Here is a 25,865-nt window from a genome sequence, read left to right as displayed (position 1 = left end):
GTCCTTGCAGGTTGGGGATTCGGGATTCGGGATTCGTAAAATCAGGAGTCCGCAGCTGCTTTGCGAATCCTCAATCCCGAATGCCCAATCCCACGCTGCGCAGCAGCGTCAGCGCTCGACGATGGCCACCACGCCCATGCCGCCGGCGGTGCAGATCGAAATCAATGCACGGCCGCCGCCACGTTCTTCCAGTTGCTTGGCGGCAGTGGCCACCACGCGTGCGCCGGTGGCGGCGAAGGGGTGGCCGGTGGCCAGCGACGAGCCCAGCGGGTTGATCTTGTCCGGTTCGATACGGCCCAGCGGCGCTTCCAGCCCCAGGCGATTGCGGCAGTAATCCTCGCTTTCCCAGGCGCGTAGCGTGCACAGCACCTGCGCGGCGAAGGCCTCGTGGATTTCGTAGATGTCGAAGTCCTGCAGGGTCAGGCCCTGGCGCGCCAGCATCTGCGGCACCGCGATGGTCGGCGCCATCAACAGGCCCTCGCCATGCACGAAATCCACCGCCGCCACCTGCGCATCGCGCAGATAGGCCATCGGGGTGTGGCCATGCGCCAGCGCCCAGGCTTCGCTGGACAGCAGCACCGCGGCCGCACCATCGGTGAGCGGGGTGGAATTGGCCGCGGTCAACGTGCCGCGGCCGGAGGTCTTGTCGAAGGCCGGACGCAGCGTGGCCAGCTTTTCCAGCGAGGTGTCGGCGCGCAGGATGTTGTCCCGCGAGACGCCGCGGAACGGCGCGATCAGCGTGTCGAAGAAGCCGCGCTCATAGGCAGCGGCCAGCTTGTGGTGCGAGGACACCGCCCATTCGTCCTGCGAGTCGCGCGAGATGTTCCATTCCTTGGCCATGTCCTCGCAGTGGTCGCCCATGCTCTTGCCGGTGCGCGGCTCGGCCACGCCGGGGAATTCGGGCTTGAGCTCGCTCAGCTTGAAGCCGCGCAGCAGCGCCTTGAGCTTGTCGCCGGTGGCCTTGGCGCGGTTGGCGGCCATCAGCCGCGCGCGCAGCTTCTTGCCGTAGACGATCGGCACTTCCGAGGTGGTGTCCGAGCCGCCGCCGATGCCCGAATCGATCTGGCCCAGCGCGATCTTGTTGGCGATGGTGATCACCGAATCCAGGCTGGTGCCGCAGGCGCGTTGCAGGGTGATGCCCGGCGTCAGCGGCGACAACCCGGACGACAGCGCCGCCTCGCGCGCCAGGTTCCAGTCCGAGGAGTGCTTGATCACCGCCCCCATCGCCACTTCGCCCAGTTGCTGCCCGTGCAGCCCGAAGCGCTCGACCAGCGCCCCCAGCGTGCGCACCGACATGCCCAGGTTGCCCACGTCCGCGTAAGCGGTGTTCTGACGACAGAACGGGATACGGACGCCGCCCAGAATGGCGACGGGACGGGCTGCGGGCATCGGTTGACCTGACATGGAGGACTCGGGGACATGGCCTGCACAGGGCCGGCAGGCATAATGGCCGCAGTGTAGCTTCGACCCCGTGATGGGCCAACCGCGAATCATGAGCAAGACCGAACACGGCGTGACCGCCATGGGTGTGATGGCGCTGGAATTGACGGGCGGCACCGCCCCCGAGCGCGGCGCCCTGGCGCCCGAGCAGGCTGGCATGCTGGCCGAACGCATGGGGCGCGACCTGGCGCAGTGGATCCCCGAAGTCCGCGAGCTCGAGCTCAGCGTGGCAATGGCGCACTTCGACCCGGCCGAAGTGCTGCGGCCGGGCTGGCCGTTGCATCGCCGGCTGGACGAGCTGCATGCGCGCGCGCCCGGGCGCGATCAGGGCCCGCGCGTGCTGGCGTTCGGCGCCGATGCGCAGGGCGAGATCCCCCTGCCCTTCCAGGCCGACGCACAGCTGACCGGCGGCGGCCTGCGCGTGCTGCCGTTCCTGCTCTCCGGCGATCCGCAGATCGTGGCGACGGTGGCCGATGCGATGGAAGAAGTGCTGCTGGCCCAGGGCATGGCGCAGGCCGATACCGCGCTGCTGGCGCAGGAAAGCTTCGGCGCACGCATCGAACACGCGCGGTATCTCACCGCGAACGATCTGGCCGCGATGATTTCGATGCAGTACGACAACCAGGGCCTGGCCCCGTTGTGGCCGCTGATCGAAGCCGCCCTGCTGGCACCGCACAGCGAAGAGTGGCTGGAACAGCCGCCCGAGCCGGTGCTGCGCTATGTCGAGGGCGAAGTGCGCATCGCGCTGTTCGACCCGGCCGGCTGGTGCGATTACTACGCGCACGACCGCGAGGATTGCGAACGCCTGCGCGGCGTCTACGAACAATTCCTCTCGCGCCAGCGGCAGATGGCCGCAGTGCTGGAAGCGCACGGGCTGCCGGTACTGTACGTGCACGTGGAACCGGGCCAGGATCCGCGCCAGGCACTGGCCGCATGAGCCAGACGCCGGCGTCCGTGGCGCCGGCGTTGCAGGGCGTACTGGAAACCGGCGTGTATGTGGCAGACCTGGAGCGCGCCTGCGCGTTCTATGCCCGCGTACTGGGACTGGCAGCCATGTATCGCGACACGCGCATGGCCGCGTACGCAATCGCGCTCGGGCAGGTGTTGCTGCTGTTCCTGCAGGGCAGCACCGCCGCCACGGTCACGCTGCCGGGCGGCACGATTCCGCCGCACGATGGCAGCGGGCGCGCGCATTTCGCATTTGCCATCGCCACCGATGCGCTGGCTGGATGGGAGGCACACCTGCAGGCCTGCGACGTGCCCATCGAGGGCCGCACGCAGTGGCCGGGCGGTGGGCACAGCCTCTACTTCCGCGATCCGGATGCGCATCTACTGGAGCTGGCGACGCCGGGGCTGTGGCCAAATTACTGAGTCGTTGATGACGCGGGTCTTGCGCAAGCGATCGACGTTGGTCGCCTGTGCGGTGCGCCCGGTGTGAGGTATATCGACCGTTCGAGGTGTACCGACAAAGAAGAGCATGCAGCACGCGACATGCGGCGTGCCAGATGCGCTGCGCGCCCGCGCCACGCATGACCGGATCGCTCTCTCACCACAACCCAGAAACAACAACGCCGCGGTGATCGATCACCGCGGCGTTTTACCTGGCCGCTGGCCTGTCCTGCTTACTTGGCTGCAGCTGGGGCGTTGTCGGTGGTGATCACGCCGCAGGCCAGACGGCCGCCGGCGTTGCCGGTGGGCTGGGTTTTGTAGTCGTCTGCATCGGCATGCACGATCACCGCGTGGCCGGCGATATCGAACTGGTCGGCCTTGCCCAGATTGACGTTGCTCGACACCGGGCCATCGATGCTGGCATTGCCCTGCGCATCGGCCTTGATGTTGGGCATGTCGCCGCCGTGGTGCGGGTCTGCACTGACGGCGCCGTGATCGGATTGCGCCGGGTTGAAGTGACCGCCGGCGCTGCTGCCGTCCGGTGCGCTGCAATCGCCCTTTTCGTGGATATGGAAGCCGTGTTCGCTGTCGGGCTTGAGGCCACTGAGCTGGCCGGTGACGCGCAGCGCGCCGTCGACGATCTTGAAGCTCACCGTGCCTTTGACGTCGCTGCCCTTGGTCGGCTTGAGCTCGGCGGTGGCGGTGGTGGTGGCCGCCGCTTCGGTGACCATGGACGCGGCGTGCTCACCGCCATGCGCCGCTTCGGCCGCTGCGCCGGCCTGCGGTGCGGGTGCAGGATCGGCCGGAGCGGGTTCGTCGCGCTTGCACGCGGTCAGCACCAGCGCGGTGGCCAGGAACAACGTCGTTGGAAGAATGCGCATGAGAAAACTCCTGTGGAAAGGCCGCAGCTGCAGCCAGGGGTGCCCCGACTCAGGGCTGCGAAGGGGGTGTGCGCCACTGGGTGACGCGGATGACGCCGCAAGCCAGACGTGCGCCGGCATTGCCGCTGGGTTGGCTGCGATAGTCGTCGGCGTCGGCATGCACCACCAGCGACTTGCCGACCACGTCGGTGGGCGCGGCATCGCCCAGGGTGATGCCGGCAACGATCATGTCCAGATGTGCGACACCTTCGGCATCGGCACGCAGATTGTCCATGTCGCCGGCGTGGTGGGGAGTGTTGCCGGCACGTCCGTGCGCCGCACCGGTCGGATTGAAATGCGCACCGGCACTGCTGGCGTCGGCGGCGCTGCAATCGCCGCGTTCGTGCACATGGAAACCGGCCACGCCGCCCGGGCGCAGACCACCGACCGTGCCGGTGATACGGATGCCTTGCAGCGCAGGGACCAGCACCACCCGACCGCTGACCAGGCTGCCCGATGCCGATGCCAGCGCCGCTTCGGCCTGCTGGACCGGACGCACGGGCACCACCCGCGCCGCCGGGGGCGGTGGTGGCGGAGGCGGTGGCGTGCTGCTGCAGGCGGCAAGCGCCAGCGCGGTGAGGGCAACGATCGTGGACGACCGGTAACGCATCGAGCTGTTCTCCTGATCAGGCTGAAAACCTATGCGGGCGCATGTTCACATGTCATGAAATGCGCCGCTGGCAGCACAGGAGTTTACGGGGTTGGTGTGGATGGTCGGCTGTTGGAGGTGCGGGTCGATGGGATGCGGGTTGTTGGGATGGTGTGCGAGGCGCCGAGTACAAGTGTCGTGAGCTGCTTGGACGATGGCGTCGGCAGATGAAAGGCCGCAGTGGCGTATCGATGGCACAGGGATGCGGCGGCGTGTCACTGATCAACGCTTGCTGCGGGTAGTGTCGGGCAGCCTCAGCTCGATCGAGGCATCGTTGGAATAGATGCGCGTGCAGTAGCGCGTCCATCGGCACAGGGACACTCACCCCAACCCCTCTCCCATAGGAGAGGGGCTTAGATTCAGATCAGCGGCGTTTGCGGCCCGGGCCGAGTTTGCGGGTGACGGTGTTGCGGCCCAGACCCAATCGGGCGGCGGCTTCGGCACGGCGGCCCTGGGTGAGTTGCAGGGCGGCTTCGAGCAGGGTCTTGTCCAGGCGTTCGCGGGCTTCGGCGTGCAGGCCCTGGGCGCCTTCGCTCAGGCGTTGCGCAGCCCAGCTGGAGAGCATCTCGTCCCATTGCCCGTCACCGCGGCCGGCACGCTGGCGGCGGCCGCCGCGCGCCAGTGCCGATTCCACGTCCACCACGTCGATGATGTCGGCAGTGGCCAGGGCCGCCAGGCGCCAGCAGACGTTTTCCAGCTCGCGCACGTTGCCGGGCCAATCGTATTGGCGGAGTTGTTCCAGCGCGGCCGAGGACAGCCGCTTGGGCAGCATGTCGAGCTTGCGCCCGGCCATGGCCAGGAAATTCTCGGCCAGCTGCGCGATGTCGCCGCGGCGCTCGCGCAGCGGCGGCAATTGCAGGCGTACCACGTCCAGGCGATGCAACAGGTCGGCGCGGAAGCGGCCTTGTTCGACCAGCGCCTCCAGGTCCTGGTGGGTGGCGGCGATCACGCGCACATCGACGCGGATCAACTCGCGCCCGCCGACGCGGAAGAATTCGTTCTCGGCCAGCACGCGCAGCAGGCGGGTCTGCAGCGGCAGCGGCATGTCGCCGATTTCGTCCAGGAACAGCGTGCCGCCGTCGGCCTGTTCGAAGCGGCCGATATGGCGTTTGGTGGCGCCAGTGAAGGCGCCGGTTTCGTGGCCGAACAATTCGCTTTCCAGCAGTTCCGCCGGAATGGCGGCGGTGTTGAGCGCGACGAAAGGCTTGCGCGCGCGCGGCGATTCGTTATGCAGCGCGCGCGCCACCAGTTCCTTGCCGGTACCTGTCTCGCCGTTGATCAGCACCGACAGCGGTGCCTGCGCCAGCCGGCCGATCGCGCGGAACAGCGCCTGCATCGCCGGGGTGTCGCCGATCAGCGAGGCCGAGCCTTCTGCCAACGGTGTCCCGATGATCTCCTCGACACCGGCATCGGCATCCGGCAGCGCGCGTGCGGCCAAGGCCACCGCATCGTCCAGATCGAAGGGCTTGGACAGGAACTCGTGCGCGCCGCCGCGGAAGGCGCCGGCGGTACTGGCCACGTCGGTGTAGGCCGACATCACGATCACCGGCAGTTGCGGGTGCCTGGACTTGAGCTTGTCGAGCAGGCTCAGGCCGTCTTCGCCGGGCATGCGCACGTCGGTGAAGAGCAGATCCGGGGTGGGCCGCATGGCCAGTGCCTGCAGTGCGGCGGCGGCGCTCTCGAAGCCATCCACGGCGTAACCGGCATCGCGCAACGCGGTGGACAGCACGAAGCGGACCGAACGGTCGTCGTCGACCACCCAGATGTGGTGGGATGCGGCGGCGGCCTCAGCCATGCAGATGCTCCTTGTCGTGATCGCCGGCCAGCTCGGGCAACAGCAGGGTGAAAACGGTATGTCCCGGCCGCGAGCGGTAGGTCAGCGTGCCGTGGTGTTCGCGCGAGACCTGCTGGGCCAGCGCCAAGCCCAGGCCGCTGCCCTCGGCGCGGCCGCTGACCAGCGGCAGGAACAGGTGCTCGGCCAGTTCCTCCGGCACGCCGCCGCCGTCGTCGATGATCTCCAGCCGCAGCGACATCGCATGCACGCGGTCGCGGATGCGCTGGCCGTGCTCGACGCGGGTGCGCAGGGTCACCCGCGTGGCGCCGGCCTGGAACGCATTGCGCACCAGATTCCACACCGCCTGGGTCAGGCGGTCGCCATCGCCGAGGATGTCGGGAATGCTGGGGTCGTAATCGCGCTGCACCTGCACCGACCAGCCGCCCTCGGCCTCGGCCAGGCGCAGCACACGCTCGAGCACGACGTGGATGTTGAGGCGGTCGTGCGGGCGCGCCGGCGTGGGCGAGAGCAGGCGTTCGAGCAAGGTATTGAGGCGTTCGATCTCGGTGCCGATCAACTCGATCAGCTCGCGCTCGTCCTCGTCGCGCCCGGCCGAGCGCCGCGCCAGCAACTGCGCCGCGCCCTTGAGCCCGGCCAACGGATTGCGCAGTTCGTGCGCCAGGCCCTTGAGCGCGGCGCTCAAGGCATTGGGCAGCGCATGGGTGGGATCCAGCGCGGGGAATTCGTCGACCGGATGGGTTTCCAGCAGCCAGCCGCCGTCGTCCAGCCGCGACAGCCAGCCTTCGGCAAAGCGCGGCGCGTCATTGGGCAGGCCCAATGCCAGCCGATGCAGGCGCAGCACGTCGCGCTCGTCGTTGAGCAGGAAACGGGCCAGCGCATCGCCCTGCACTTCCAGCGCGGCCAGCGGTTGATCGACCAGACGCCGCGCACTGACCCCGAGCCAGCGCGCGAAGGCCGGGTTGACGCCCAGTACGCGACCCTCGCGGTCGGCCCAGGCCACCGGTGTGCCCAGGCTGTCCAGCGACGGGAGGATGGACGACATCAGCATTGCACCAATTTAGTGCAAGCACGATCGGCCTGCGCATGTGGCGCGCAGAACGAAGCATGCAGGCAAGGCATCGGGGCCGGACGGCAGCAGGTCGCACCGATCCAGCGGACATCCGCGCCGACAGTCACAGGCGTGGGGCTGGTCATGCAGGCACCTCGGCAGTTGATCCGCGCCCGGCGGGGCGGCGGGGAAAACGGACCCGGCACGGCTGTCCCGGCCGGGTCGTTGCGCCACCCGCGGCAGCATGGCCGCGGGTGTGCATGCTCAGGACTCGTATGCCGCTTCGCCGTGCGAGGTGATATCCAGGCCCTCGCGTTCGGCTTCTTCGGTGACGCGCAGGCCGAACACCAGCTTGGCAACCAGGAAGCCCACCACCGACACCACGCCGATCCACACCAGGGTGATGCCCACGCCCAGCGCCTGGATGCCGACCTGATGCACGATGTCGTAATCGCCGCCCTTCTGGCCGCCCAGCGAGGCCGCCGAGAACACGCCGGTCAGGATGGCGCCGATGATGCCGCCCAGTCCATGCACGCCAAACACGTCCAGGCTGTCGTCGGCGCCCAGCAGGCGCTTCAGGCCGGTGACGCCCCACACACACAGCACGCCGGCGGCCAGGCCGATGACGATCGCACCGAACGGACCCACGGTGCCGCAGGCCGGGGTGATGCCGACCAGGCCGGCGACCATGCCCGAAGCCACGCCCAGCGCCGACGACTTGCCCTTGATGATCTTCTCGGTCAGCGACCAGCCCAGGATGGCGGCCGCGGTGGCCAGCAAGGTGTTGAGGAAGGCCAGGGCCGCACCGGCATTGGCTTCCAGGTTGGAGCCGGCGTTGAAGCCGAACCAGCCCACCCACAGCAGCGAGGCACCGACGAAGGTCAGGGTCACGTTGTGCGGCTTGATCGCCTCGCGGCCCAGGCCGGCCCGCTTGCCGACGAAGTAGGCGCCGACCAGGCCGGCGATACCGGCGTTGATGTGCACCACGGTGCCGCCGGCAAAATCCAGCGCGCCCAGGCCGAACAGGTACCCGCCGGTGGCCCAGACCATGTGCGCCAGCGGCAGGTAGCCGAAGGTGAACCAGATCACCGAGAACAGCAGCACCGCGGCGAACTTGGCGCGTTCGGCAAAGGCGCCGACGATCAGCGCGCCGGTGATGCCGGCAAAGGTCGCCTGGAACGCCACGAACACGTATTCCGGCAGGCTCACGCCCTTGGTGAAGGTGGCCGCCAGCGTCTCGATGGTCACGCCCTTGAGCAGCGCCTTGTCCAGATTGCCGATCCACGGGCCTTCGCCGGAGAACGCCAGGCTGTAGCCGTACACCACCCACAGGATGGTCAGCAGCGAGAACACCACCGCGACCTGGATCAGCACCGACAGCACGTTCTTGGCGCGCACCATGCCGCCGTAGAACAACGCCAGGCCCGGCACCACCATCAGCAGCACCAGCAGCGTGGAGGTCAGCATCCAGGCGACATCGCCCTTCTCCACCACCGGCGCGGCTTCGGCGGCGGCCACCGGTGCGGCGGGCGGCTGCGCCGACGGCAGCGGTTCGGTGGTGACCGGTTCGGTCGGCAGCGGGGTGACCTGCGGGGTGGACTGCGCGTGCGCGCTGCCCATGCCGCCCACCACCAGCGCGCTGAACAGCATCAGCATGCAGACACTGTAGAACCGGGCTTTCCACCCGGGAAAAAGGGCTGTCTTCATAAGAACTCCGGGGGTGGGGGACTCAGAGCGCATCGGCGCCGATCTCGCCGGTGCGGATGCGCACGACTTGCTCGATCGCGGTCACGAAGATCTTGCCGTCGCCGATCTTGCCGGTGCCGGCGGCGTTCTGGATCGCCTCGACCACTGCGTCCAGCCGGTCGTCGGTCACCACCGTCTCGATCTTGATCTTGGGCAGGAAATCGACAACGTACTCGGCGCCGCGGTACAGCTCGGTGTGGCCTTTCTGGCGTCCGAAACCCTTGACCTCGGTCACGGTGATGCCCGACACGCCTGCTGCGGACAGGGCCTCGCGGACCTCGTCGAGCTTGAACGGCCGGATGATGGCGGTGATCAATTTCATGCGCATACCCCGAATGGTGGAAAAGACCGGCCGGCATTGCGCCGCCCGGCGGTGTCATTCACCTGGATGCCAACCCCGGCATCCGCGCGTTCGCGATTACGCAGACCTCGGCCGATGCAGATGCATCCGCCCCGTGGGAGAGGTCAGGCCCGCGCGTCGCGAACTGTGTGCTCTCTCAATACCCCTTCGCTCCCCGGCCGATGCCGTGGAGCGATCAAACATGTGCGGCGATGGCGGAGGTGGGAGGGGGGGCCTCCGCCATCACCGCGGTGGAACTCAGTTGCCGTAGTACAGCTGGTACTCCAACGGGTGGGTCGCAGCACGGAACTTGGTGACTTCCTGCATCTTCAGCGCGATGTAGCCGTCGATGAAGTCGTCGCTCATCACGCCGCCGGCCTTGAGGAACTCGCGGTCCTTGTCCAGCGCTTCCAGCGCCTGATCCAGGCTGGAGCAGACCTGCGGGATCAGCTTCTCTTCTTCCGGCGGCAGGTCGTACAGGTCCTTGTCGCTCGGCGCGCCCGGGTCGATCTGGTTCTTGATGCCGTCCAGGCCGGCCATCATCAGCGCGGTGAAGGTCAGGTAGCCGGACTGCAACGGATCGGGGAAGCGCATTTCGATACGGCGCGCCTTCGGGTTGGTGACCCACGGAATGCGGCACGAGGCCGAGCGGTTGCGGGCCGAATAGGCCAGCATCACCGGCGCCTCGAAGCCCGGAACCAGGCGCTTGTAGCTGTTGGTGCCGGAGTTGGAGAAGGCGTTGATCGCACGTGCGTGCTTGAAGATGCCGCCGATGTACCACAGCGCCATCTGCGACAGGCCGCCGTAGCCGTCGCCGGAGAACAGGTTGACGCCGCCCTTGGTCAGCGACTGGTGCACGTGCATGCCCGAGCCGTTGTCGCCCACGATGGGCTTGGGCATGAAGGTCGCGGTCTTGCCGTTGCGGTAGGCAACGTTCTTGATGATGTACTTCATCGTCAGCAGTTCGTCGGCCTTCTGCACCAGCGAGCTGAACTTGGTGCCGATCTCGCACTGGCCGGCGGTGGCCACTTCGTGGTGGTGCACCTCGGTCTCGATGCCGACCTGTTCCAGCGTCTTGATCATTTCCGCGCGCAGGTCGTGCAGCGTGTCGGTCGGCGGGACCGGGAAGTAGCCACCCTTCACGCCCGGACGGTAGCCGCTGTTGCCGCCGTCGTACTTGGCGCCGGTGTTCCAGGCAGCCTCTTCCGAGCCGACCTGGAAGAAGGTGTGGCCCATGTCGTTGGCAAAACGCACCGAATCGAAGATGAAGAATTCCGGCTCCGGGCCGAAGAACGCCTGGTCGGCGGTGCCGGAGGACTTCAGGTAGGCCTCGGCACGCTTGGCGATGCCGCGCGGGTCGCGCTCATAGCTCTGCATGGTGGCCGGATCGAGGATGTCACAGGTCAGCACGATGGTCGGATCGGCGAAGAACGGATCCAGATACGCAGTGCCGGCGTCCGGGAGCAGGACCATGTCCGACTCGTTGATGCCCTTCCAACCCGCGATCGAGCTGCCGTCGAACATCTTGCCTTCTTCGAACAGCGCCGGCTCGATGATGTTGGCCGGGAAGGTGATGTGCTGCTGTACACCACGCATATCGACGAAGCGCAGGTCGACAAACTCGACCTTGCTGTCCTTGATCAGCTTTTCAACATTTTCCACGGACATCGGAAGAAACCTCTGCAGGAGTTAAGTGGCTCGTGAGCGGAACTACAGCAGGGACCATGCCAAGCGCCGGATCTTCACAAGTCCTTGATTTTGCTTGCATCGCTTGAGGCCGCTCACGCTTACATAGCACCTTTTAGGTGCTAATCAATCGCATGTTGCACCGATATGGTGCATGCCGCAATGCACTATCCTGACGCCTCCCCCATCCCCTCTTCAGTCCGATGTCCGATCTGATTTCCGCCCTGCTGTTGGGCATTCTCGAAGGCCTCACCGAATTCCTGCCGATCTCCAGCACCGGCCACCTGCTGATCGCCGAACAATGGCTCGGACGCCGTTCTGACTTCTTCAACATCGTCATCCAGGCCGGCGCGATCCTGGCGATCTGCCTGGCGCTGCGGCAGAAGCTGTGGACCCTGGCCACCGGCCTGGGCCAGCGCGACAACCGCGACTACGTGCTGAAGATCGGCGTGGCCTTCCTGGTCACTGCGGTGGTCGGGCTGATCGTGCGCAAGGCCGGCTGGCAGCTGCCGGAAACCGTGCACCCGGTAGCCTGGGCGTTGCTGATCGGCGGGCTGTGGATGCTGGTGGCCGAGCACTTCGCCGGCAAACTGCCCGAGCGCGACGTGGTGACCTGGAAGGTCGCCATCGCGGTCGGTCTGGCGCAGGTCGTCGCCGGCGTGTTCCCCGGCACCTCGCGCTCGGCCTCGGCGATCTTCCTGGCCATGCTGCTGGGTCTGAGCAAGCGCTCGGCGGCGGCAGATTTCGTGTTCATGGTGGGCATCCCGACCATGTTCGCGGCCAGCGGGTATGCCCTGCTGGAGATGTACAAGGAAGGCGGCTTCGGCAGCGAGAACTGGGCCGATGTGGCCGTGGCCTTCGTGGCGGCGACCATCACCGGCTTTGTGGTGGTGAAGTGGTTGCTGGGCTACATCAAGAAGCACCGCTTCACGGTGTTTGCGGTCTACCGCATCGTGCTGGGCGCCGCCCTGCTGCTGTGGCTGCCGGCGCTGGCCTGAGACGGCCACGCGGTCGCGTGTCGTGCCGGGTGAGCCGGCGCGGCATGCGAGGCACATGGCCGGGCAGTGACTTGCGTCATTGCCCTGGCCGCGCGGTGGCGGTATCACTGACATATCGATCACCGGGAGCCGCCGCATGCGTGCCGTGTTGTTTGCCCCTGCACTGCTGGCAGCGGGCGTGACGGCCTGCGGGTCGAGCGCGCCGCCGCAGGCGCCCGGATCCAGCGCCGACGCCGCTGCCGCCGAGCCGGCGGCGACCAGCTCGATCGCCGCCGACTACGCGCCACTGCAGGCCGCGTTGCGGGCGCAACACTGGCAGCTGCAGCAGGCCAGCGATGCGCACGGCACCGCCTTGCGCAGCCTGTTCGTCGCCGGCACACCATCCTTGCAGCTGGATTTCAGCGATCACCGCATCCAGGTCAGCCAGACCTGCAACGCATTGGGCGCCGATTACAGCGTGGCGCAGGCGCATTTGCAGATCGGCCGGGTGGTGTCGAGCAAACGCCTGTGCGCGCAACCGCGGCGGATGGCCCAGGAGCGCGCTGCCAGCGAGTTGCTGTCCGGCCGCTTTGCGGTGGCGCTGAACACCGCGCAGACCTCGCCGCAGCTGACCCTGACCCGCAGCGACGGCACCCGGCTGGTGTTCGGCGGTGTCGCCACGGCCGACACCCGCTACGGTGGACCCGGCCAGACGCTGCTGATCGAAGTGGCGGCCGACACCGTGGCATGCGGGTCCGACCCAGCGCGCCAATGCCTGCAACTGCGCGAGCAGGATGCGGCAGGGCAGCCTGTCACCCAGACCTGGCAAGCCTTCGAGGGCAAGATCGAAGGCTTCGAGCACGAGGCCGGCATCCGCACCCTGCTGCGCGTCACCCGCTACCCGGCCGCCGCAGGCACGGACGGCGCGCCGGTGTACGTGCTCGAGCAGATGATCGAAGCCAACGGTTGACCGGTGTGGCGGCGATCGTGCGATTGACGCCGCCCGCACCAGGTCACCATTGGCCGCAACCGGCCTGCGCCGACCTGACCGGTGGCGCAGGACCGTGCGTTGCCGTCAGCGCAGCGCCGGATTCAGCGTGTAGGTGCCGTGCAACGCCGCCTCGGCCAGCACGTGGCCCTGGATCGCCGCCAGCACATCGGCTGCGGTGAAGGTCTCGGGCAGGCTGAGCTGCGCCACGTCCAGCGCAAACACGCGAAAGAAATAGCGGTGCACCCGCAGGTCGTTGAACGGCGGGTACGGGCCGTCATAGCCCAGATAATTTCCGGCCATGTCGGCATTGCCGGCAAACCATTCGGTATACGAATTCAGGCCCTGGCGCGCACCGGCCGGGCCGGCCGGCTGCTGCTTGCCCTTGGGCACGAAACCGTCGCTGCAGCTGCCTGCGGCGATTTCATGCACGTCGGCGGGGATGTCGGCCATGGCCCAATGCACAAAATCGGTGCGTGGCTGATCGACCGGAATCTGCACATCGTCGCGGCCCACGGTTTCCGGCACGGTCGGCACATCCGGGTCCAGGCACAGCAGCGCGAACGAGCGCGTGCCGGGCGGCACCTCGCTCCAGGCCAGATGCGGGTTGCGGTTGGGGGCAAAGCCTTCGGGCGTTCCGGCGGCAAATTCCACCGCGATGGGCTTGCCGTTTTCGATGCTGTTGCTGGTCAGGCGCATGCAGGAGTCTCCGAGGCAATGAGGCCGACCAGGGTGCCTGGGTCCGCGCCGCAGAGGAAGCCATCGCCATGGAACCCTCTGGTGCGCCCGGCCGGGTTTATCGCGGCCGGTTCACCCCGCCAGCGAACGCCGTGGCCGCGTGATCATGCATCGGCAACGTGGACACTGCAGCGCCCGCGTGCGCGTAGCAGGGAGCGCCATATTCAGCCGGCCAATCCGCACCGAGCGTAGGAGCGGACCCGGCCGCGACGCGGCGTTATCGGTAAAGCCACATTATTCGGTGGCGACGCATCGTCGGTGGCCGCGTTCATCGGTAACGCTTCGTCGCGGCCGGGGCCGCTCCTACGGGGTGGCGCGGGCTGCGCCGCCGAAGGCCGCCCCGGGCGCCGACCGCGCCCACCGGGCAGGGAGCGCCACATTCGTTCGCCGGCCAACCTGCCCCGATTCGTAGGAGCGGACCTGGCCGCGACGCGGCGTTATCGGTAAAGCCACATCATTCGGTGGCGACGCATCGTCGGTGGCCGCGTTCATCGGTAACGCCTCGTCGCGGCCGGGTCCGCTCCTACGAGGTGGTGCGGCTGCGCCGCCGAAGGCCGCACCGGGCGCCGGCTGCGCCCACCGGGCAGAGAGCGCCACATTCGTTCGCCGGCCAATCTGCCCCGATTCGTAGGAGCGGACCTGGCCGCGACGGGGCGTTATCGGTAAAGCCACATCATTCGGTGGCGACGCATCGTCGGTGGCCGCGTCATCGGTAACGCCTTGTCGCGGCCGGGTCCGCTCCTACGGGGTGGTGCGAGCTGCGCCGCCGATGGCATGCCGCATCGGGCGCCGGCCGCGCACAACTGGCAGTGAGCGCGGCCGTGCTGAGCGGTGCTCAGTCCTGCGGGTAACCGAAGCGCACCGCGATCAGCGTGAGCAGATCGAATTGCGCGCCCAGTACATTGCGGTAGTTGCGCCAGCGACCCGCGGCCAGGCGGGCCGGGCCGCGCGGTTCGACCAGCGGAAAGCGCAGGCCGAACGCCTGTTCCAGCGCGGTGGAAATGCCTTGCGGGTCGCTCTCGATGCCGTCCAGGCGGATGATCCGGTGCGGATACAGATCGCGCTCGTGCAGCACGGCGAGCTGTTCCAGCGCCGTCAACAGCCAGTCGGCGGCCTGCTGTGGCGATTGCACGGCCAGCGGTGCCGGCGCGCCGGCCGACAGCCAGTCCAGCAGCATGTCGCGCGGGTCGCGCAGCGCGATCGCCAGCCGGCCTTCGGGCAGGTGCGGGCGCAGCGCGGTCAGCAGGGTGTTGTCCCACCACAGCAGCCAGTCGATGACGTTGCCGTCGTCGATACCGCGCCGCGGCAGCTGCGCCTTCCAGCCTTCCACCAGCGCCATCGGCGCCAGCTCGCCGGACGCCAGCTGCTCGACAGTGCGGTAGCTCTGCAGCGCATCGGACGGCGGCGTGCTGCCATAACGATCGTCGCGCACCAGCGGGGTGGCCGCGCCCATCACCGCGACCAGGCGTTCGACATGCGAGCCGGGCGTGCCCCAGACGAACAGCGGCCGTGCCGTCACGCTCTCGGGAATGGTCCCCAGCTCCGGCCATTGCATCGGCTGCTTGGCGGCCAGCGGCGGCAACGGCAGGCGGTGCTGGGCCTGTTCGCGCTGGAACTGCATCCAGGTCGCCACGGCCGCCTCGGGCTGGCCGGCGCGGTCCTGCACATTGCCCAGCCACGGCCGCAGCACGGTCTGCTGTGGCTCGGGCAGCGAGTCGATCAGCGATTGCACGCAGGCGATCGCCGCCGGCGGGTCGCGCTCCAGCAGCGCCTCGACGATGCGTTGCTCGCCGCTGAGGCGGCCCGGCTCCACCGCCACGATCTGGCGCGCCACCATCTCCGCCTGTTCGGCATGGCCCTGCATGTCGTGCACGCGCATCAGCGCTTCCAGTGCCGGCAGATGCTCGGGCATGGCCAGCAGCCAGCGCTCGATCACCGCCTGCGCCTGCGGCCCGCCGACCGGCTCCACCGCCAGCCGCGCCAGCCACAGGTCGTGCGCATTGGCCGAGGTGGCCAGCGCCGCGTCCAGGGTGTCGCGCGCATCGTCCACCGCGCCCAGCCGCTCCCAGGCGGTCAGCAAGGCATGCAAGGTGCGTCGGTCGGCCGGCCAGTGCGCCAGCGCCAGGCGCAGGTGCGCGGCGGCCTGGTCGGGGCGGCCGGCCTGCAATTCCATCTCGCCGGCGAGCCGGCGCATGGCCGGGAGATCGCCGCCGGGCTGGGCGAACACGCCCTGCATCGCGGCCAGCGCATCGTCCAGGCGGCCCTGGCGCTGGGCCAGCTGAGCGATGAAGGCGCGCAGCGCCGTACCCGGTGGATTGAGCTCGACCACGCGCTCGAAGGCGCGCTCGGCAAACGCGAAATGCTCCTTCTGCAGATACGCAAAGCCCAGCGCGAACATCACCCGCGGGTCGTCGGGCAGTTGCTCGGCGGCGCGGGTCAGCAGCGACAGCGCGCGCTCGCCCTGGCCGCGGCGCAGTTCCACCACGCCATCGACGGCCAGCAACTGTGGGTGCTCGGGCGCCAGACGCGCGGCAGTGCGGCTCAGCCGCTGCGCCTCGTCCAGATCGCCGCGCGCCACCGCCAGATGCGCCTGCATCACGTAGGCGTTGAACTGGTTGGGGTCGAGCGCGGTGGTGCGCGACAACGCGTCGTCCGCCGCCGACAGCTCGCGCATCGCCAACAGCAGGCCGGCGCGCAGCAGATGCAGATCGGCATCTTCCGGCGTCAGCGTCAGCGCGGTTTCGATGCTGGCCAGCGCCAGCGCCGGTTGACCCTGCTGCTGCAGGGCCAGGCCCAGCCAGCGATGCGTGGCGGCGTTTTCGGGCGCGCTGAGGACCCACTCGCGGGCCAGCGCCACCGCATCGTCGGCCGCGTTGCGGCGCAGGGCTTGAAGAATGGCGTCTTGCATGGCGGAGGGCGTGTCCAGGACAAACGCCTATTGTAACGATGCGCGGGGTGCCGCCGACCTACGCCTGCGCCGCCAGCCGCTCGGCCACCCAGCGTTCGGCGAAACCATCGCCGCGGGCATTTTCCAGAAAGCCGCAGTGGCCGCCCCAGCGCGCGATTTCCAGCTGCGCATGCGCCGGCAGCTGCCAGGCGGCGAAATCCTCGAACGGAATGACCGGGTCGTCTTCGGCCATCAGGATGTCCACCGGCACCTGCAGGCCGGCCAGGCGCTCGCCGGCGATCGAATAACTGTCGAAATACGCTTCCAGCGAGCCATGCCCGGTGTGCTGCTCGGCCAGCCAGGCCATCAGCCCGCGCATGTCCAGCGCCAGCGTGGCGTCGTCGTAGCCGTGCTGATCGGGGAACAGCTTGCGCTTGCGCAGCAGCGACTCGCGCCACTTGCGGCGGAAATACCAATCGTAGAACTGCGGGCCCTTCTCCAGCTGCAGCATGGTCGCCGCCGGATCCAGCAACGGGCACACCGCCGCCACGCGCGCCAGCGGCAGCCCGGCCGCCGGTGCCCGCAGCGCCAGCCGCAACGCGAAATTGCCGCCCAGCGAATAGCCCGCCGCCAGCAACTGCGGCGCGGGAAACCGCCGCCACAGATCGCCCGCCGCATTGACCACTTCCTCGATGCGATCGGAGTGGAACAGGTCCACATTGAGGTGATGCGTGCCGCCGTGGTCGCGGAAATTCAGCCGGAACACCTGATAGCCCAGGCCGAGCAGGCGCGCGGCGGTCAGCCGCATGTAATTGGACTCGGCACTGCCTTCCCAGCCGTGCAGCAGCAGCACCGTGCCGCGCACCGGGGCATCGCCGGGCGGGATGCTCATCCAGCCCTGCAGGCGCACGCCGTCGCCGCCGTCGAGAATGTGTTCGCTGGTGACCGCGCCGCTGGCGGCCAGCAACTGGCGGCTACGGAGCCGGCGCAAGGCGCTGCTGCCCAGCACCGATTGCACATGCGGATTGCGCAGCCAGCGCGGCGGCAGATAGTCGGAGGCGTTCATGCGCTCATCGGGCCAGACAAGGGGGTGCCAGCCGCAGGAGTGATGAGCGCTTGCATCGTCGGCTCAGGACTCCATTGCCGCAATGATGCGTTGCCGCGAGGTATCGGCCAGGCGGCGACGGCCTTCGATATCCAGCGCGCGGATCGGCTCGAGAAAATGCACCTCGGCCAGCCGCGACGGCTCGCCGAGCAGACGCACGATATTGGCGAAGAAACTCTCGCGCTCGCCGAACGCCACCACTGCCTGCGCATTGCCGCGCTCGCCGTAGCGCAGTGCCACCGGCTGCACCGGCACGCCGGCCTCGACCGCGGCCTGGAAGATGCGTGCGTGGAACGGGCCGACTTCGGTACCGCCACGGGTGCGGCCTTCGGGGAACACACCCACCGGCTTGCCGCTGCGCAGGCGCAGCAGCATTTCCTGCAGCACCCCGCCCAGCGATTCGGTATTGCCGCGCTGATGGAAGATGGTCTGGCCCTTGGTCGCCAGCCAGCCGACCAGCGGCCAGCCGGCGATCTCGCGCTTGGCCACAAAGCCCATCACGCGCTGGCTGTGCAGCATCGAGATGTCGACCCAGCTGACGTGGTTGGCCACGAACAGGGTCGCGCCCGGCAGCGGGGTGCCGAAGCGCCGCAGGCGGAAGCCGAAGATGCGCATCAGGTTGCCCTGCCACCAACGGATCATCAGCTCGTCCAGGGTGTCGTCGCGCCCGGTGCGGATGCGCGCCAGCGGCGGCGCCACCACGCACAGCATGGTGATCGGCAGGCAGATGCTCAGATGCACCAGCAGCAACGGCACCCGATACAGGTACCGGAACCAACGCAGCACGCTGCCAGCGTCGCGCGTGGCGTCCAGGGATGACTCGCTCATTGACGGAACCGGACCGGTACCAGGGGAAGGAAGCGCAACTATTGTGACAGCAGCGTGGCCTGCGCGCAGTGCCCGCCGCGGGTGGCGCTGTTCCACCCATGCACTTGCACGGCGTGCTCAGCCATTGCTGCGCGGGACCACGGCCAGGGTCAGCCGCGAGACGCAGACGCGCTTGCCGGCCGGATTTTCGATGCTGATGTCCCAGACCTGGGTGCTGCGCCCCACATGCACCGCACGCGCGGTGCCGGTGACCAGGCCATCGGTGGCGGCGCGCAGGTGATTGGCATTGATCTCCAGCCCGACGCACATCTGGGTGGTCATGTCCACGCACAGGTTGCCGGCGCTGCTGCCCAGGGTTTCGGCCAGCACCACCGACGCACCGCCGTGCAGCAGGCCGTATGGCTGCTTGGTGCGCGCATCCACCGGCATGGTGGCGCTCAACCAGTCGTCGCCGGCGGCGGTGAAAACGATGCCCAGATGTTCGATCAAGGTGTCACGGCTGGAGGCGTTGAGGGCGGCCAGGTCGACGGGTTCGCGGAAGGTCATAGGCTGGGGATTGGGGATTGGGGGGAATCGGGAATCGGGAATCGGGAATCGGGAATCGGGAATCGGGACAGCATCTGCGGCGCTGGGATCTGATGCAACTGCCTTTGGCTGGCGCTACGAGCCGGGCCGCGATGGTGACTTCGGCGGATGGCGGTGTGTGGCGCGCCGCCCATTTCCCTACCGCAGCGCACCGCGCCATTGCAGCGGTGCGTCGCTCCACGATGCACCGGTTGCCACGCGCCGTCTCGATGCCGGCCCCGGGCCGGCACCGCTGCGATCAGAGGATCGGCACCAATCCCGCACCGAAGGCGGTCAGCATCCGCACCAGCAGCCACTTCGGGCCGACGTTGACCTCGGGGAAATCGCCTACCGCCACATAGCACTGCCGGAACTGCGGGTCCTGGCGCTTGAGCGGGAACGGGCAACCCGGCCCCGGCTGGAACTCGTAATTGGTGGCATAGCGCCAGGGCCAGAAATCCAGCACCGGCAAGGCTTCGGACACCTTGCCCACGCTGTAGTTCAATCCGCTCAGCACCGGCGGCTTTTCGCGCGGGGCCACGGTCCAGGCGTTTTCCGGCGCCATGTCGCGCTCGATGCTGGCCGCCAGCGCCTGCGCAAAGCGCGCATCGTCGATCACCACCGCCGCTTCGGTGTTGTAGTTCTCGCTGCGCGGATCGAAGTTGTGCGTGCCGATCACGCCGATGCGGCGGTCCACCACCAACGACTTGGCATGCAGGCCCATGCGTGCACCGGCACGGGTCACCGGCAGCGGCTTGTTGACCGCACGCGTGCCCAGGAACGAGGGGCGTGTCTCGGTGCGCAACACGCGCCGATCGACCTCGCTACCGCCGGGCGCACGGCCTGCGCCCCCCCCGCTGCCGCGGATCGCAGTGCCGGCCGTGCCACCGCCACCGCCACCACTGCCACGCATGGCATTGCCGGCCGCACTGCCGCCGATCACGCGGTTGACCCGACCATCGTCTTCGGCCGGCTCGGCCGCCGCAGGGTTGAGTGGATCGGGCACCAGGTTGGCGTACTCCACCGGCGCGTTCAGCGGGAACGGCTTGAACTCGTAGACGTTGAAGCCCAGCTCGCGCATGTTGCGGCGTTTGAACTTGTACGACAGCGCATACACGATCGGGTTGTCGGTGGCGGCCAGGCTATTGGTCGACACCACGATCCGCGGCGGCTGCGGGCGCTGGCGCAATGCGCGGAAGATCGCCTGCGCCTCGTCGGACAACACCAGATACGGGGTCTGCAGCAGCACTTCCTGCTGCGCGCCGGCAATCAGGCCGTCGAGTTCCGGCGCGGTGGACACCGCCTTGGCGGCGTGCTCCTTGCGGTGCTTCTGCGGCAGGTCGGCCACATACAGCACACGCTGCACCGGCATGGCCGGGGTCACGAACGCATCGCGCACGAACTGCGGATCGCGCGCCTCCTGATCGACCCGCTCCACCCGATCGGGGCGGCGGAACGTGGCCGGCGGCATCTTGGGCGCGCCCTGCTCCAGCAGCAGGCGCCCGACATCGTTCAGACGTTCGGCCGGCACGCTGCGGCGCGCGCGCCAGAACGCATCGAAATTGGCGGCCATCGCGCGTACTTCCGGCCCGGCCAGGATCACGTCGCGGTCGCGGAAGTTGTACTCGCTGTCCCAGTCGTAATAGTCGTCCTGGTAATTGCGGCCGCCGACCACGCCGAGCACGTCGTCCACCACCAGCAGCTTGTTGTGCATGCGCTGGTTGAAGCGACGGAAACAGCACACCACGCTGCCGGCATAGTCGAAGTAATTGAGTTTGACCTTGCCGAAGGTCGGGTTGTAGATGCGCAGCTGCAGGTTTTCGTGGGTGCTGGCCAGCGCACCGAGAATCTGCAGATCGGCGATCGCCGAAAGCTGATCGATCAGGATGCGCACCTTGACCCCGCGCTGCGCCGCATCGGTCAGCGCATCCAGCACCATCCGCGCGCTGTCGTCCTTGTCGAAGATGTAGGTCTGCAGGTCGATGCTGCGGGTGGCGCTGCGGATCAGGTTGAGCCGCGCCACCAGCGATTCTTCGCCGTGATCGACGATGGTGGCGTAATGCCGCGGCGCGGCCGGCGTGGAGGCGGTGATCGCCTCGCCACCCAGCGCGCGCAATGGCGAGAGCTGGGCGCAACGATTGGCCTGCGTGCAGCTGACCACGGTGCTGCGGGCAGCGGCCGCCACCCCGGCGGCACGGTTGCGTTCGATTTGCGACAGGCCGGCGCATCCGGTGCCGAGCAACAGCGTTGCCAGCACAAGCACCCTCAACAGGAACCTCACGGGCGCCGCGCCTCCTGCAACCGCCCACGCAGAATGAACGTCACCCTGTCGCCCAGGGCCATCTGCCACGCATTCATTCCGTAACGTCCACGCAGGACCGTACCTCGACTGATTACATCGCAATCATAGCCCGGCCGCGCGCATTCAGCCGGCACCACGTGCAGGGTCTCGATGTGGGTGATTCCGCGAATGGTCAGGTTGCCGGTGATGTCGCCGCCCTTCTTCACCACCTCCGCGGTATAGGGAAACGACTCGAATTCCACCACCGGATACTGCGCGACGTCGAAAAAATCCTCGCCGCGCATCCACGCCGTGTAGCGGTCCTTGCCGGGAATTTCCACCTGCGTGGCGTCCAGACGGAAACGCACCTGCTGGCGCCCGTCAGGCAATTCCGCCAATTCACCCCGAAAACGCGGGAAGAACCCCTCGATCTTCATGCCGAAGCGCGTCCTGATCTCGAACCCGAAGCGCGATTGCACCGGATCGATGGAATGCAGCTTCTGCTGCGCCATGCAGGGAAGAGCGACCCAGAGCGCGAGCCAGGCAAACCAGCGCAGCGACGATGACACGGATCAAGGCCACCAGAAGGCGGTCAGGCGGGCGATGCCCGGTTCGATGGCCGCATCCAGCGGCAGTGCCAGCAGGGCGATCGCGGCGGTCGGCATGCCGCGGTAGTCGCCGGTCTGGCCGCTGTGCATCAAGGCGGCCAGCCGTTCCAGGCCTGGGTTGTGGCCGACCAGCAGCAGGCGCTCGGCATCGCGGTGTTCGTCCACCAGGCTGGCCAGGGTGCCCGGCGTGGCGTCGTAGATCCGCTCGTCCAGGCGTTGTTCGATATAGCCGGTGAGTTCCAGCACCGCTTCCAGCGTCTCGCGCGCACGTCGCGCCGGCGAGCACAGCACGCGGTCGGGCACCAGGCGCTGCTCGCGCAGCCAGCGGCCGGCAGATTCGGCCTCGGCGATGCCGTGCGGGGACAGCGGGCGATCCAGATCGGCCTGGCCGGTATCGGCCGGCTCGGCGTGGGCGTGTCGCAGCAGTATCAGTTCGCGCATGAAAACACTCCGGTCTAGGACTTCTTGAGCCACTTGAACAGCGGCTCCCAGTCCTGTTGATGGTCGCGCACCTGCGCCGAGCGGTAATCGAACAGGCTGCGCCCCAACCCGGCCATCACCACATAGGCCTGGGTGTCGCGCAGCTGGGTTACCAGGGGATAGGGCCAGGCGCCGATCATCTCGGCAGCTTGCTGCGAGGTCTGGGTCCAGGGACGGGCGCGGTTGAGCACCAGGCCCACCGGCAATTTGCGCTGATGCACGCGCGGCACCTTGGCCAGCGTGTTGAGGAAGCCGACCACCGCTTCGATATCCAGCGCCGAGGACAATACCGGCACCACGATGGCATCGACGTGGTCGAGGAAGCCGCTCAGGTCGTCGGCCATCGCACCGGCCGGAGCATCGATGACCAGCTGGTCGGTACCATCGGGCACCGCGGCCTGCCAGTTGCGCCGGCGGGTGGCGTCGATCGGCAACACCGCACTTTCCAGGCTGGCGCGACGCTGCGCCCAGCGCGTGGACGAGCCTTGCGGATCGGCGTCCGCCAGCACGGTGCGCTGGCCCTGCAAGGCCGCATGGGCGGCCAGATTGGTGGCGATCGTGGTCTTGCCGACGCCGCCTTTGGAGCCGGCCACCAGGACTGTCTTCATGCACGCCTCGCTTCCGGGAGCAAGCCGGCAGCGTACACCGCGACGAAGTGAGGAAGTAGTCGAAAGGCGTTAAACGTCCACCGGCGATCGCTCTCGCACTGCAGCATCGTCCGCTGGCGGATGGCCGCCGTGACATGCGCCGGCCAAGCGGATTAGCGGGCCTGGCGGCCCGGTGCGCCCGGCTGCCAACCCGCTGGCGGCTGCACTGCAAGGCCTTGACGCTGTAACCGTGCACGCAACGCCGGCACTTCGCCCTGGATCAGGACGGCCTCCAGCTTGTCGGACATGCCATCGACGCCGGACGCACGCTGCTGCTCCTGCTGCTGTAGCCACTGCAGTTCCCGCACCCGCGCCTGCCAGCGCGTGGCATCGGCGCCGCTGCTCAGTGCCGCCATGCCTCTGCTGCCGATCAGGGCGGTGGCCAAGGTGGACTCGTCATTGGCCACGTTGTTCAGCACGGACATGCACTCGTCGCGTAACGCGGCCGTGACACCGGTGGGGCTGCAGCGCCGCATCAGATCGCCCAGCGCGGGAAGTGCATGTGCAGACCAGGCACCCATCACGAACATCGCCGCCATGCCCGCGCCCGTGGAAGGCATGCCTTGCGCGTCGAGTTGCGCGCGCAGGCTGACCGAGGCCAGCGATGGCCATTGCACGCCGTCGTAGCTGGCATGCAGAGCCTTGCCGAGTGCCAGCGCACCGCTGTCGAAATGATCGGACTGCACGGCCGCCTGCCAGGCGCGCTCGGCAGCCGCCTGGTCGCCGCGGCGCTGCGCAGCCGTGTAGGCACGCAGATGCACACTGGCGTTGCCGGCATCGGCCTGCTCCAGGAAAGCCAGCGCAGCGCCTGGGTCACAGCGCAACGCAGGTGCGCAACCGGCGGCTTCCATGCGTGCCACCAACGGGTCGCGCGGCCGCGCGTCCAGGGCACGCTGCAGCCAGACGCGCTGGATGGGGGCATAGCCTCCGTCTGCGGCCGACGCCGCGTCGTCCTCGGCATCGACCCACAACAGACCGGCCAGATACAGCTGCCTGGGCTCGCCGCTGGACGCCATGCTGCGCAGGCGTGCCTGCATGGTCTGGCCGACCTGGCGTGCCCATTGATCCACCAGCGGATCGTTGGCCGCAGCCGCTGTGCTCGCAGGCGCTGCCGCCATTGCCGAATGTGCCGCGCAGACGCTGCCAAGCCATAGCAACGCCGTGGTGATCAAGCGATATCCGTGCATGTGTTGCTCCTGTCCGTATGGGCGCGCAGTGTTGCGGGCCAGCATTTCATACGGACCAGGCCCTATCAAGCCACCAGGCGCGCCAACAGCCAGGCCCATGCAGGCAGGGTCAGCAGCGACAGCAGGATGCTGTAGCCGACCATCGCTGCGGCCAGGCGCGGCGCCAGCCGATGCGTGATGGCCAGCGCGGCGGCGGTGATCATGGTGGGCATGGCCGATTCGAGCACGTTGGTCTGCAGCATCGCGCCATGCAGGCCGAGCGCCAACGACAGCGGCAATGCCAGGATCGGCATCACTGCCAACTTGAAGGCCAGGCCCACGGCCAAGGGTTTGAGTTCGTCCGCAGGCAGGCGCAACTGCAGCGAGAAGCCTACCGCCAGCATCACCAGCGGCAGCATCGCGTCGGCCAGGCTCTTCAAGCCTGCGCCGATCCAGGTCGGCGGCTGTTCCGGTATCACGGTCAATGCAAACAGCAATGCCCATAGCGGCGGGAAGCGCAGCACGCGCAAAAGGATCAGCTTCGCGGTCGGCGGAGTGTCGCCGCTGTAGCGGGCCAGCACATACAGCCCGAACGTCGATAACAGCACGAAGGTGCCGAACTGGTCGTAGACCACCGCATACGGCAGGGCGTGATCGCCGATCAACGCGCGCACCATCGGAAAGCCGATGAAGCTGGAGTTGGTGAACACCACGCACATCAGCAACGCGGCGTATTCCTCGCGCTTGAACCGGAACAGGCGGCTGCAGCCCCACAGCAGCGGCACGATGATTGCGGTCAGCAGCCACGGCGTGGCGATCACTCCACCCAGCGAGGCATCCAGGTGCAACCGCGGCACATAGGTGAGCACCGAGGCTGGCAGGCAGATGTACAGCACGATGCGATTGAGTACATCGGCGCTGTTGTCCGGCAGCACCCGCAAGCGCGCGAACAGCAGGCCAAGCCCCAACATCGCCAGAATCAACGCAAATGCATCCACCGCCATGGCGTGGTCAGGTCCGTGGGAAAGCGACACTCAGCATCGCATAGTGGGCGTGTCGTGCCTGGATCAGTGACGGGCTGGATCGGCGACGGGCTAAATCGGCAAGCATGCCTACGCGTGGCGCAGATCGGTCGCTCAACGCCTGGCGACAAGCATGTCGAGGCTTGCCGCTTCCGGGATGTTGCCAAAGCTAGTCAGTCGAGGGCTCGGTGCCCTCACCGCACTAGGAAGTTGGTCGGTGGCCGAATGAAAAACTGCTTGCTCGATGCAAATGAAAAACTGCTTGCTCGATGCAAATGAAAAACTGCTTGCTCGATGCATCGGCCACTGAGCCATTGAGCCGGCCCATCATTCTCCAACGATGCACATCGCGCGCCGCTCTTGACCGTGCACACCGACCATCTCGACGGGTCCTTGCCCGCTCACCATCGCGGGCCCTTACGCGGCATGGATGCCGCGTAAGGGCCTGCACGGACGTACTTGCGGCGTGTCCCGCGACGGTGAGCGGGCAAGGGCCCTGCAGCCAAGCCGCAGATCAACCGCTCTACGATTGAGCTATCGCACGGACGATTGCCTCAAAAG

Annotated in this window: 23 protein-coding genes; 4 read left to right on the top strand and 19 right to left on the bottom strand. The window is 67.8% G+C overall.

Features of this window, described 5'->3' with window-relative positions; translation table 11 throughout:
- Positions 1–108: 108 nt before the first annotated feature.
- On the bottom strand, positions 109–1,404 hold the full coding sequence (locus ABQ039_RS00995; RefSeq protein ID WP_184609786.1) for an acetyl-CoA C-acetyltransferase: 1,296 nt from the start codon (positions 1,402–1,404) through the stop codon (positions 109–111).
- Between the two features lie 88 nt (positions 1,405–1,492).
- Here ABQ039_RS00995 and ABQ039_RS00990 point away from each other — a divergent pair, with 88 nt between their 5' ends.
- Positions 1,493–2,377, top strand: coding sequence for a hypothetical protein (locus ABQ039_RS00990; RefSeq protein WP_184609784.1), 885 nt, complete (start codon positions 1,493–1,495; stop codon positions 2,375–2,377).
- A complete protein-coding gene (locus ABQ039_RS00985) occupies positions 2,374–2,811 on the top strand; it encodes a VOC family protein (protein ID WP_184609781.1) in 438 nt (145 codons plus the stop codon). Before ABQ039_RS00990 ends, ABQ039_RS00985 begins: the two co-directional genes overlap by 4 nt.
- Before the next feature lie 251 nt (positions 2,812–3,062).
- Here ABQ039_RS00985 and ABQ039_RS00980 read toward each other — a convergent pair whose 3' ends face one another.
- The 7 genes from ABQ039_RS00980 to glnA all read right to left on the bottom strand — a co-directional run bounded on the left by ABQ039_RS00980 (position 3,063) and on the right by glnA (position 10,995).
- Positions 3,063–3,710 carry a superoxide dismutase family protein gene (locus ABQ039_RS00980; RefSeq protein WP_024940497.1) on the bottom strand — a complete coding sequence of 216 codons (648 nt, stop codon included), beginning with the start codon at positions 3,708–3,710 and terminating at the stop codon, positions 3,063–3,065.
- A gap of 49 nt (positions 3,711–3,759) precedes the next feature.
- Entirely contained in the window at positions 3,760–4,359 is a 600-nt protein-coding gene (locus tag ABQ039_RS00975; RefSeq protein ID WP_039516513.1) for a superoxide dismutase family protein, read from the bottom strand.
- 403 nt (positions 4,360–4,762) lie between these two features.
- Positions 4,763–6,193, bottom strand: coding sequence for a nitrogen regulation protein NR(I) (gene ntrC / locus ABQ039_RS00970; RefSeq protein ID WP_016903408.1), 1,431 nt, complete (start codon positions 6,191–6,193; stop codon positions 4,763–4,765).
- Complete coding sequence (locus ABQ039_RS00965; RefSeq protein ID WP_016903409.1) at positions 6,186–7,241, bottom strand: nitrogen regulation protein NR(II); 1,056 nt, start codon at positions 7,239–7,241, stop codon at positions 6,186–6,188. Before ABQ039_RS00965 ends, ntrC begins: the two co-directional genes overlap by 8 nt.
- 264 nt (positions 7,242–7,505) lie before the next feature.
- Positions 7,506–8,948, bottom strand: coding sequence for an ammonium transporter (locus ABQ039_RS00960; RefSeq protein ID WP_349778248.1), 1,443 nt, complete (start codon positions 8,946–8,948; stop codon positions 7,506–7,508).
- Positions 8,949–8,970: 22 nt separating this feature from the next.
- Complete coding sequence (locus ABQ039_RS00955) at positions 8,971–9,309, bottom strand: P-II family nitrogen regulator (RefSeq protein ID WP_002808480.1); 339 nt, start codon at positions 9,307–9,309, stop codon at positions 8,971–8,973.
- A gap of 276 nt (positions 9,310–9,585) precedes the next feature.
- The gene (glnA, locus tag ABQ039_RS00950; RefSeq protein WP_349778249.1) at positions 9,586–10,995 is read right to left on the bottom strand and encodes a type I glutamate--ammonia ligase; all 1,410 of its coding nucleotides are present in this window, start codon (positions 10,993–10,995) and stop codon (positions 9,586–9,588) included.
- Between the two features lie 221 nt (positions 10,996–11,216).
- Here glnA and ABQ039_RS00945 point away from each other — a divergent pair, with 221 nt between their 5' ends.
- Positions 11,217–12,011: an undecaprenyl-diphosphate phosphatase gene (locus ABQ039_RS00945; protein WP_047124532.1), complete on the top strand. Its 795-nt coding sequence runs from the start codon at positions 11,217–11,219 to the stop codon at positions 12,009–12,011.
- Positions 12,012–12,147: 136 nt separating this feature from the next.
- Complete coding sequence (locus tag ABQ039_RS00940; RefSeq protein ID WP_349778250.1) at positions 12,148–12,960, top strand: META domain-containing protein; 813 nt, start codon at positions 12,148–12,150, stop codon at positions 12,958–12,960.
- A 105-nt stretch (positions 12,961–13,065) separates the two neighbouring features.
- Here the strand turns inward: ABQ039_RS00940 and ABQ039_RS00935 are convergent, their stop codons facing one another.
- From ABQ039_RS00935 to ABQ039_RS00885, 11 genes are all read right to left on the bottom strand, one after another.
- Complete coding sequence (locus ABQ039_RS00935) at positions 13,066–13,677, bottom strand: YbhB/YbcL family Raf kinase inhibitor-like protein (RefSeq protein ID WP_005912167.1); 612 nt, start codon at positions 13,675–13,677, stop codon at positions 13,066–13,068.
- Between the two features lie 874 nt (positions 13,678–14,551).
- On the bottom strand, positions 14,552–16,624 hold the full coding sequence (locus tag ABQ039_RS00930; protein WP_167708191.1) for a tetratricopeptide repeat protein: 2,073 nt from the start codon (positions 16,622–16,624) through the stop codon (positions 14,552–14,554).
- Positions 16,625–16,682: 58 nt separating this feature from the next.
- Positions 16,683–17,669, bottom strand: coding sequence for a YheT family hydrolase (locus ABQ039_RS00925; protein WP_024939488.1), 987 nt, complete (start codon positions 17,667–17,669; stop codon positions 16,683–16,685).
- Between the two features lie 63 nt (positions 17,670–17,732).
- Complete coding sequence (locus ABQ039_RS00920; protein WP_180969535.1) at positions 17,733–18,632, bottom strand: 1-acyl-sn-glycerol-3-phosphate acyltransferase; 900 nt, start codon at positions 18,630–18,632, stop codon at positions 17,733–17,735.
- Between the two features lie 21 nt (positions 18,633–18,653).
- Positions 18,654–19,082, bottom strand: a complete 429-nt coding sequence (locus tag ABQ039_RS00915; protein ID WP_184380777.1) for a hotdog fold thioesterase — start codon at positions 19,080–19,082, stop codon at positions 18,654–18,656.
- A gap of 277 nt (positions 19,083–19,359) precedes the next feature.
- The gene (locus ABQ039_RS00910) at positions 19,360–21,381 is read right to left on the bottom strand and encodes a phospholipase D family protein (protein ID WP_026064751.1); all 2,022 of its coding nucleotides are present in this window, start codon (positions 21,379–21,381) and stop codon (positions 19,360–19,362) included.
- The gene (locus tag ABQ039_RS00905) at positions 21,378–21,950 is read right to left on the bottom strand and encodes a YceI family protein (protein ID WP_024939492.1); all 573 of its coding nucleotides are present in this window, start codon (positions 21,948–21,950) and stop codon (positions 21,378–21,380) included. Before ABQ039_RS00905 ends, ABQ039_RS00910 begins: the two co-directional genes overlap by 4 nt.
- 3 nt (positions 21,951–21,953) lie before the next feature.
- On the bottom strand, positions 21,954–22,430 hold the full coding sequence (locus ABQ039_RS00900; RefSeq protein ID WP_016904234.1) for a histidine phosphatase family protein: 477 nt from the start codon (positions 22,428–22,430) through the stop codon (positions 21,954–21,956).
- Positions 22,431–22,444: 14 nt separating this feature from the next.
- Complete coding sequence (locus ABQ039_RS00895) at positions 22,445–23,077, bottom strand: ParA family protein (RefSeq protein WP_016904235.1); 633 nt, start codon at positions 23,075–23,077, stop codon at positions 22,445–22,447.
- A gap of 152 nt (positions 23,078–23,229) precedes the next feature.
- Positions 23,230–24,303: a hypothetical protein gene (locus tag ABQ039_RS00890; protein ID WP_349778251.1), complete on the bottom strand. Its 1,074-nt coding sequence runs from the start codon at positions 24,301–24,303 to the stop codon at positions 23,230–23,232.
- 65 nt (positions 24,304–24,368) lie between these two features.
- The gene (locus tag ABQ039_RS00885; RefSeq protein WP_349778252.1) at positions 24,369–25,286 is read right to left on the bottom strand and encodes an AEC family transporter; all 918 of its coding nucleotides are present in this window, start codon (positions 25,284–25,286) and stop codon (positions 24,369–24,371) included.
- Positions 25,287–25,865: the final 579 nt, after the last annotated feature.

The sequence above is a fragment of the Xanthomonas sp. WHRI 6108 genome (genome assembly GCF_040202385.2).
Taxonomy (GTDB): Bacteria; Pseudomonadota; Gammaproteobacteria; order Xanthomonadales; family Xanthomonadaceae; genus Xanthomonas; species Xanthomonas arboricola.
Note: the sequence above shows the minus strand (reverse complement) of the source record. Positions and strands in the feature narration are given on the sequence as shown.

Bases quoted from the DNA above. Each gene is read 5' to 3' on its own strand.
- ABQ039_RS00990 (WP_184609784.1), top strand. From the start codon at position 1,493: ATGAGCAAGACCGAACACGGCGTGACCGCCATGGGTGTGATGGCGCTG.
- ABQ039_RS00995 (WP_184609786.1), bottom strand. From the start codon at position 1,404: ATGTCAGGTCAACCGATGCCCGCAGCCCGTCCCGTCGCCATTCTGGGC.
- glnA (WP_349778249.1), bottom strand. From the start codon at position 10,995: ATGTCCGTGGAAAATGTTGAAAAGCTGATCAAGGACAGCAAGGTCGAG.
- ABQ039_RS00935 (WP_005912167.1), bottom strand. From the start codon at position 13,677: ATGCGCCTGACCAGCAACAGCATCGAAAACGGCAAGCCCATCGCGGTG.
- ABQ039_RS00955 (WP_002808480.1), bottom strand. From the start codon at position 9,309: ATGAAATTGATCACCGCCATCATCCGGCCGTTCAAGCTCGACGAGGTC.
- ABQ039_RS00885 (WP_349778252.1), bottom strand. From the start codon at position 25,286: ATGGCGGTGGATGCATTTGCGTTGATTCTGGCGATGTTGGGGCTTGGC.
- ABQ039_RS00975 (WP_039516513.1), bottom strand. From the start codon at position 4,359: ATGCGTTACCGGTCGTCCACGATCGTTGCCCTCACCGCGCTGGCGCTT.
- ABQ039_RS00930 (WP_167708191.1), bottom strand. From the start codon at position 16,624: ATGCAAGACGCCATTCTTCAAGCCCTGCGCCGCAACGCGGCCGACGAT.
- ABQ039_RS00945 (WP_047124532.1), top strand. From the start codon at position 11,217: ATGTCCGATCTGATTTCCGCCCTGCTGTTGGGCATTCTCGAAGGCCTC.
- ABQ039_RS00980 (WP_024940497.1), bottom strand. From the start codon at position 3,710: ATGCGCATTCTTCCAACGACGTTGTTCCTGGCCACCGCGCTGGTGCTG.
- ntrC (WP_016903408.1), bottom strand. From the start codon at position 6,193: ATGGCTGAGGCCGCCGCCGCATCCCACCACATCTGGGTGGTCGACGAC.
- ABQ039_RS00940 (WP_349778250.1), top strand. From the start codon at position 12,148: ATGCGTGCCGTGTTGTTTGCCCCTGCACTGCTGGCAGCGGGCGTGACG.
- ABQ039_RS00900 (WP_016904234.1), bottom strand. From the start codon at position 22,430: ATGCGCGAACTGATACTGCTGCGACACGCCCACGCCGAGCCGGCCGAT.
- ABQ039_RS00895 (WP_016904235.1), bottom strand. From the start codon at position 23,077: ATGAAGACAGTCCTGGTGGCCGGCTCCAAAGGCGGCGTCGGCAAGACC.
- ABQ039_RS00985 (WP_184609781.1), top strand. From the start codon at position 2,374: ATGAGCCAGACGCCGGCGTCCGTGGCGCCGGCGTTGCAGGGCGTACTG.
- ABQ039_RS00925 (WP_024939488.1), bottom strand. From the start codon at position 17,669: ATGAACGCCTCCGACTATCTGCCGCCGCGCTGGCTGCGCAATCCGCAT.
- ABQ039_RS00965 (WP_016903409.1), bottom strand. From the start codon at position 7,241: ATGCTGATGTCGTCCATCCTCCCGTCGCTGGACAGCCTGGGCACACCG.
- ABQ039_RS00960 (WP_349778248.1), bottom strand. From the start codon at position 8,948: ATGAAGACAGCCCTTTTTCCCGGGTGGAAAGCCCGGTTCTACAGTGTC.
- ABQ039_RS00890 (WP_349778251.1), bottom strand. From the start codon at position 24,303: ATGCACGGATATCGCTTGATCACCACGGCGTTGCTATGGCTTGGCAGC.
- ABQ039_RS00915 (WP_184380777.1), bottom strand. From the start codon at position 19,082: ATGACCTTCCGCGAACCCGTCGACCTGGCCGCCCTCAACGCCTCCAGC.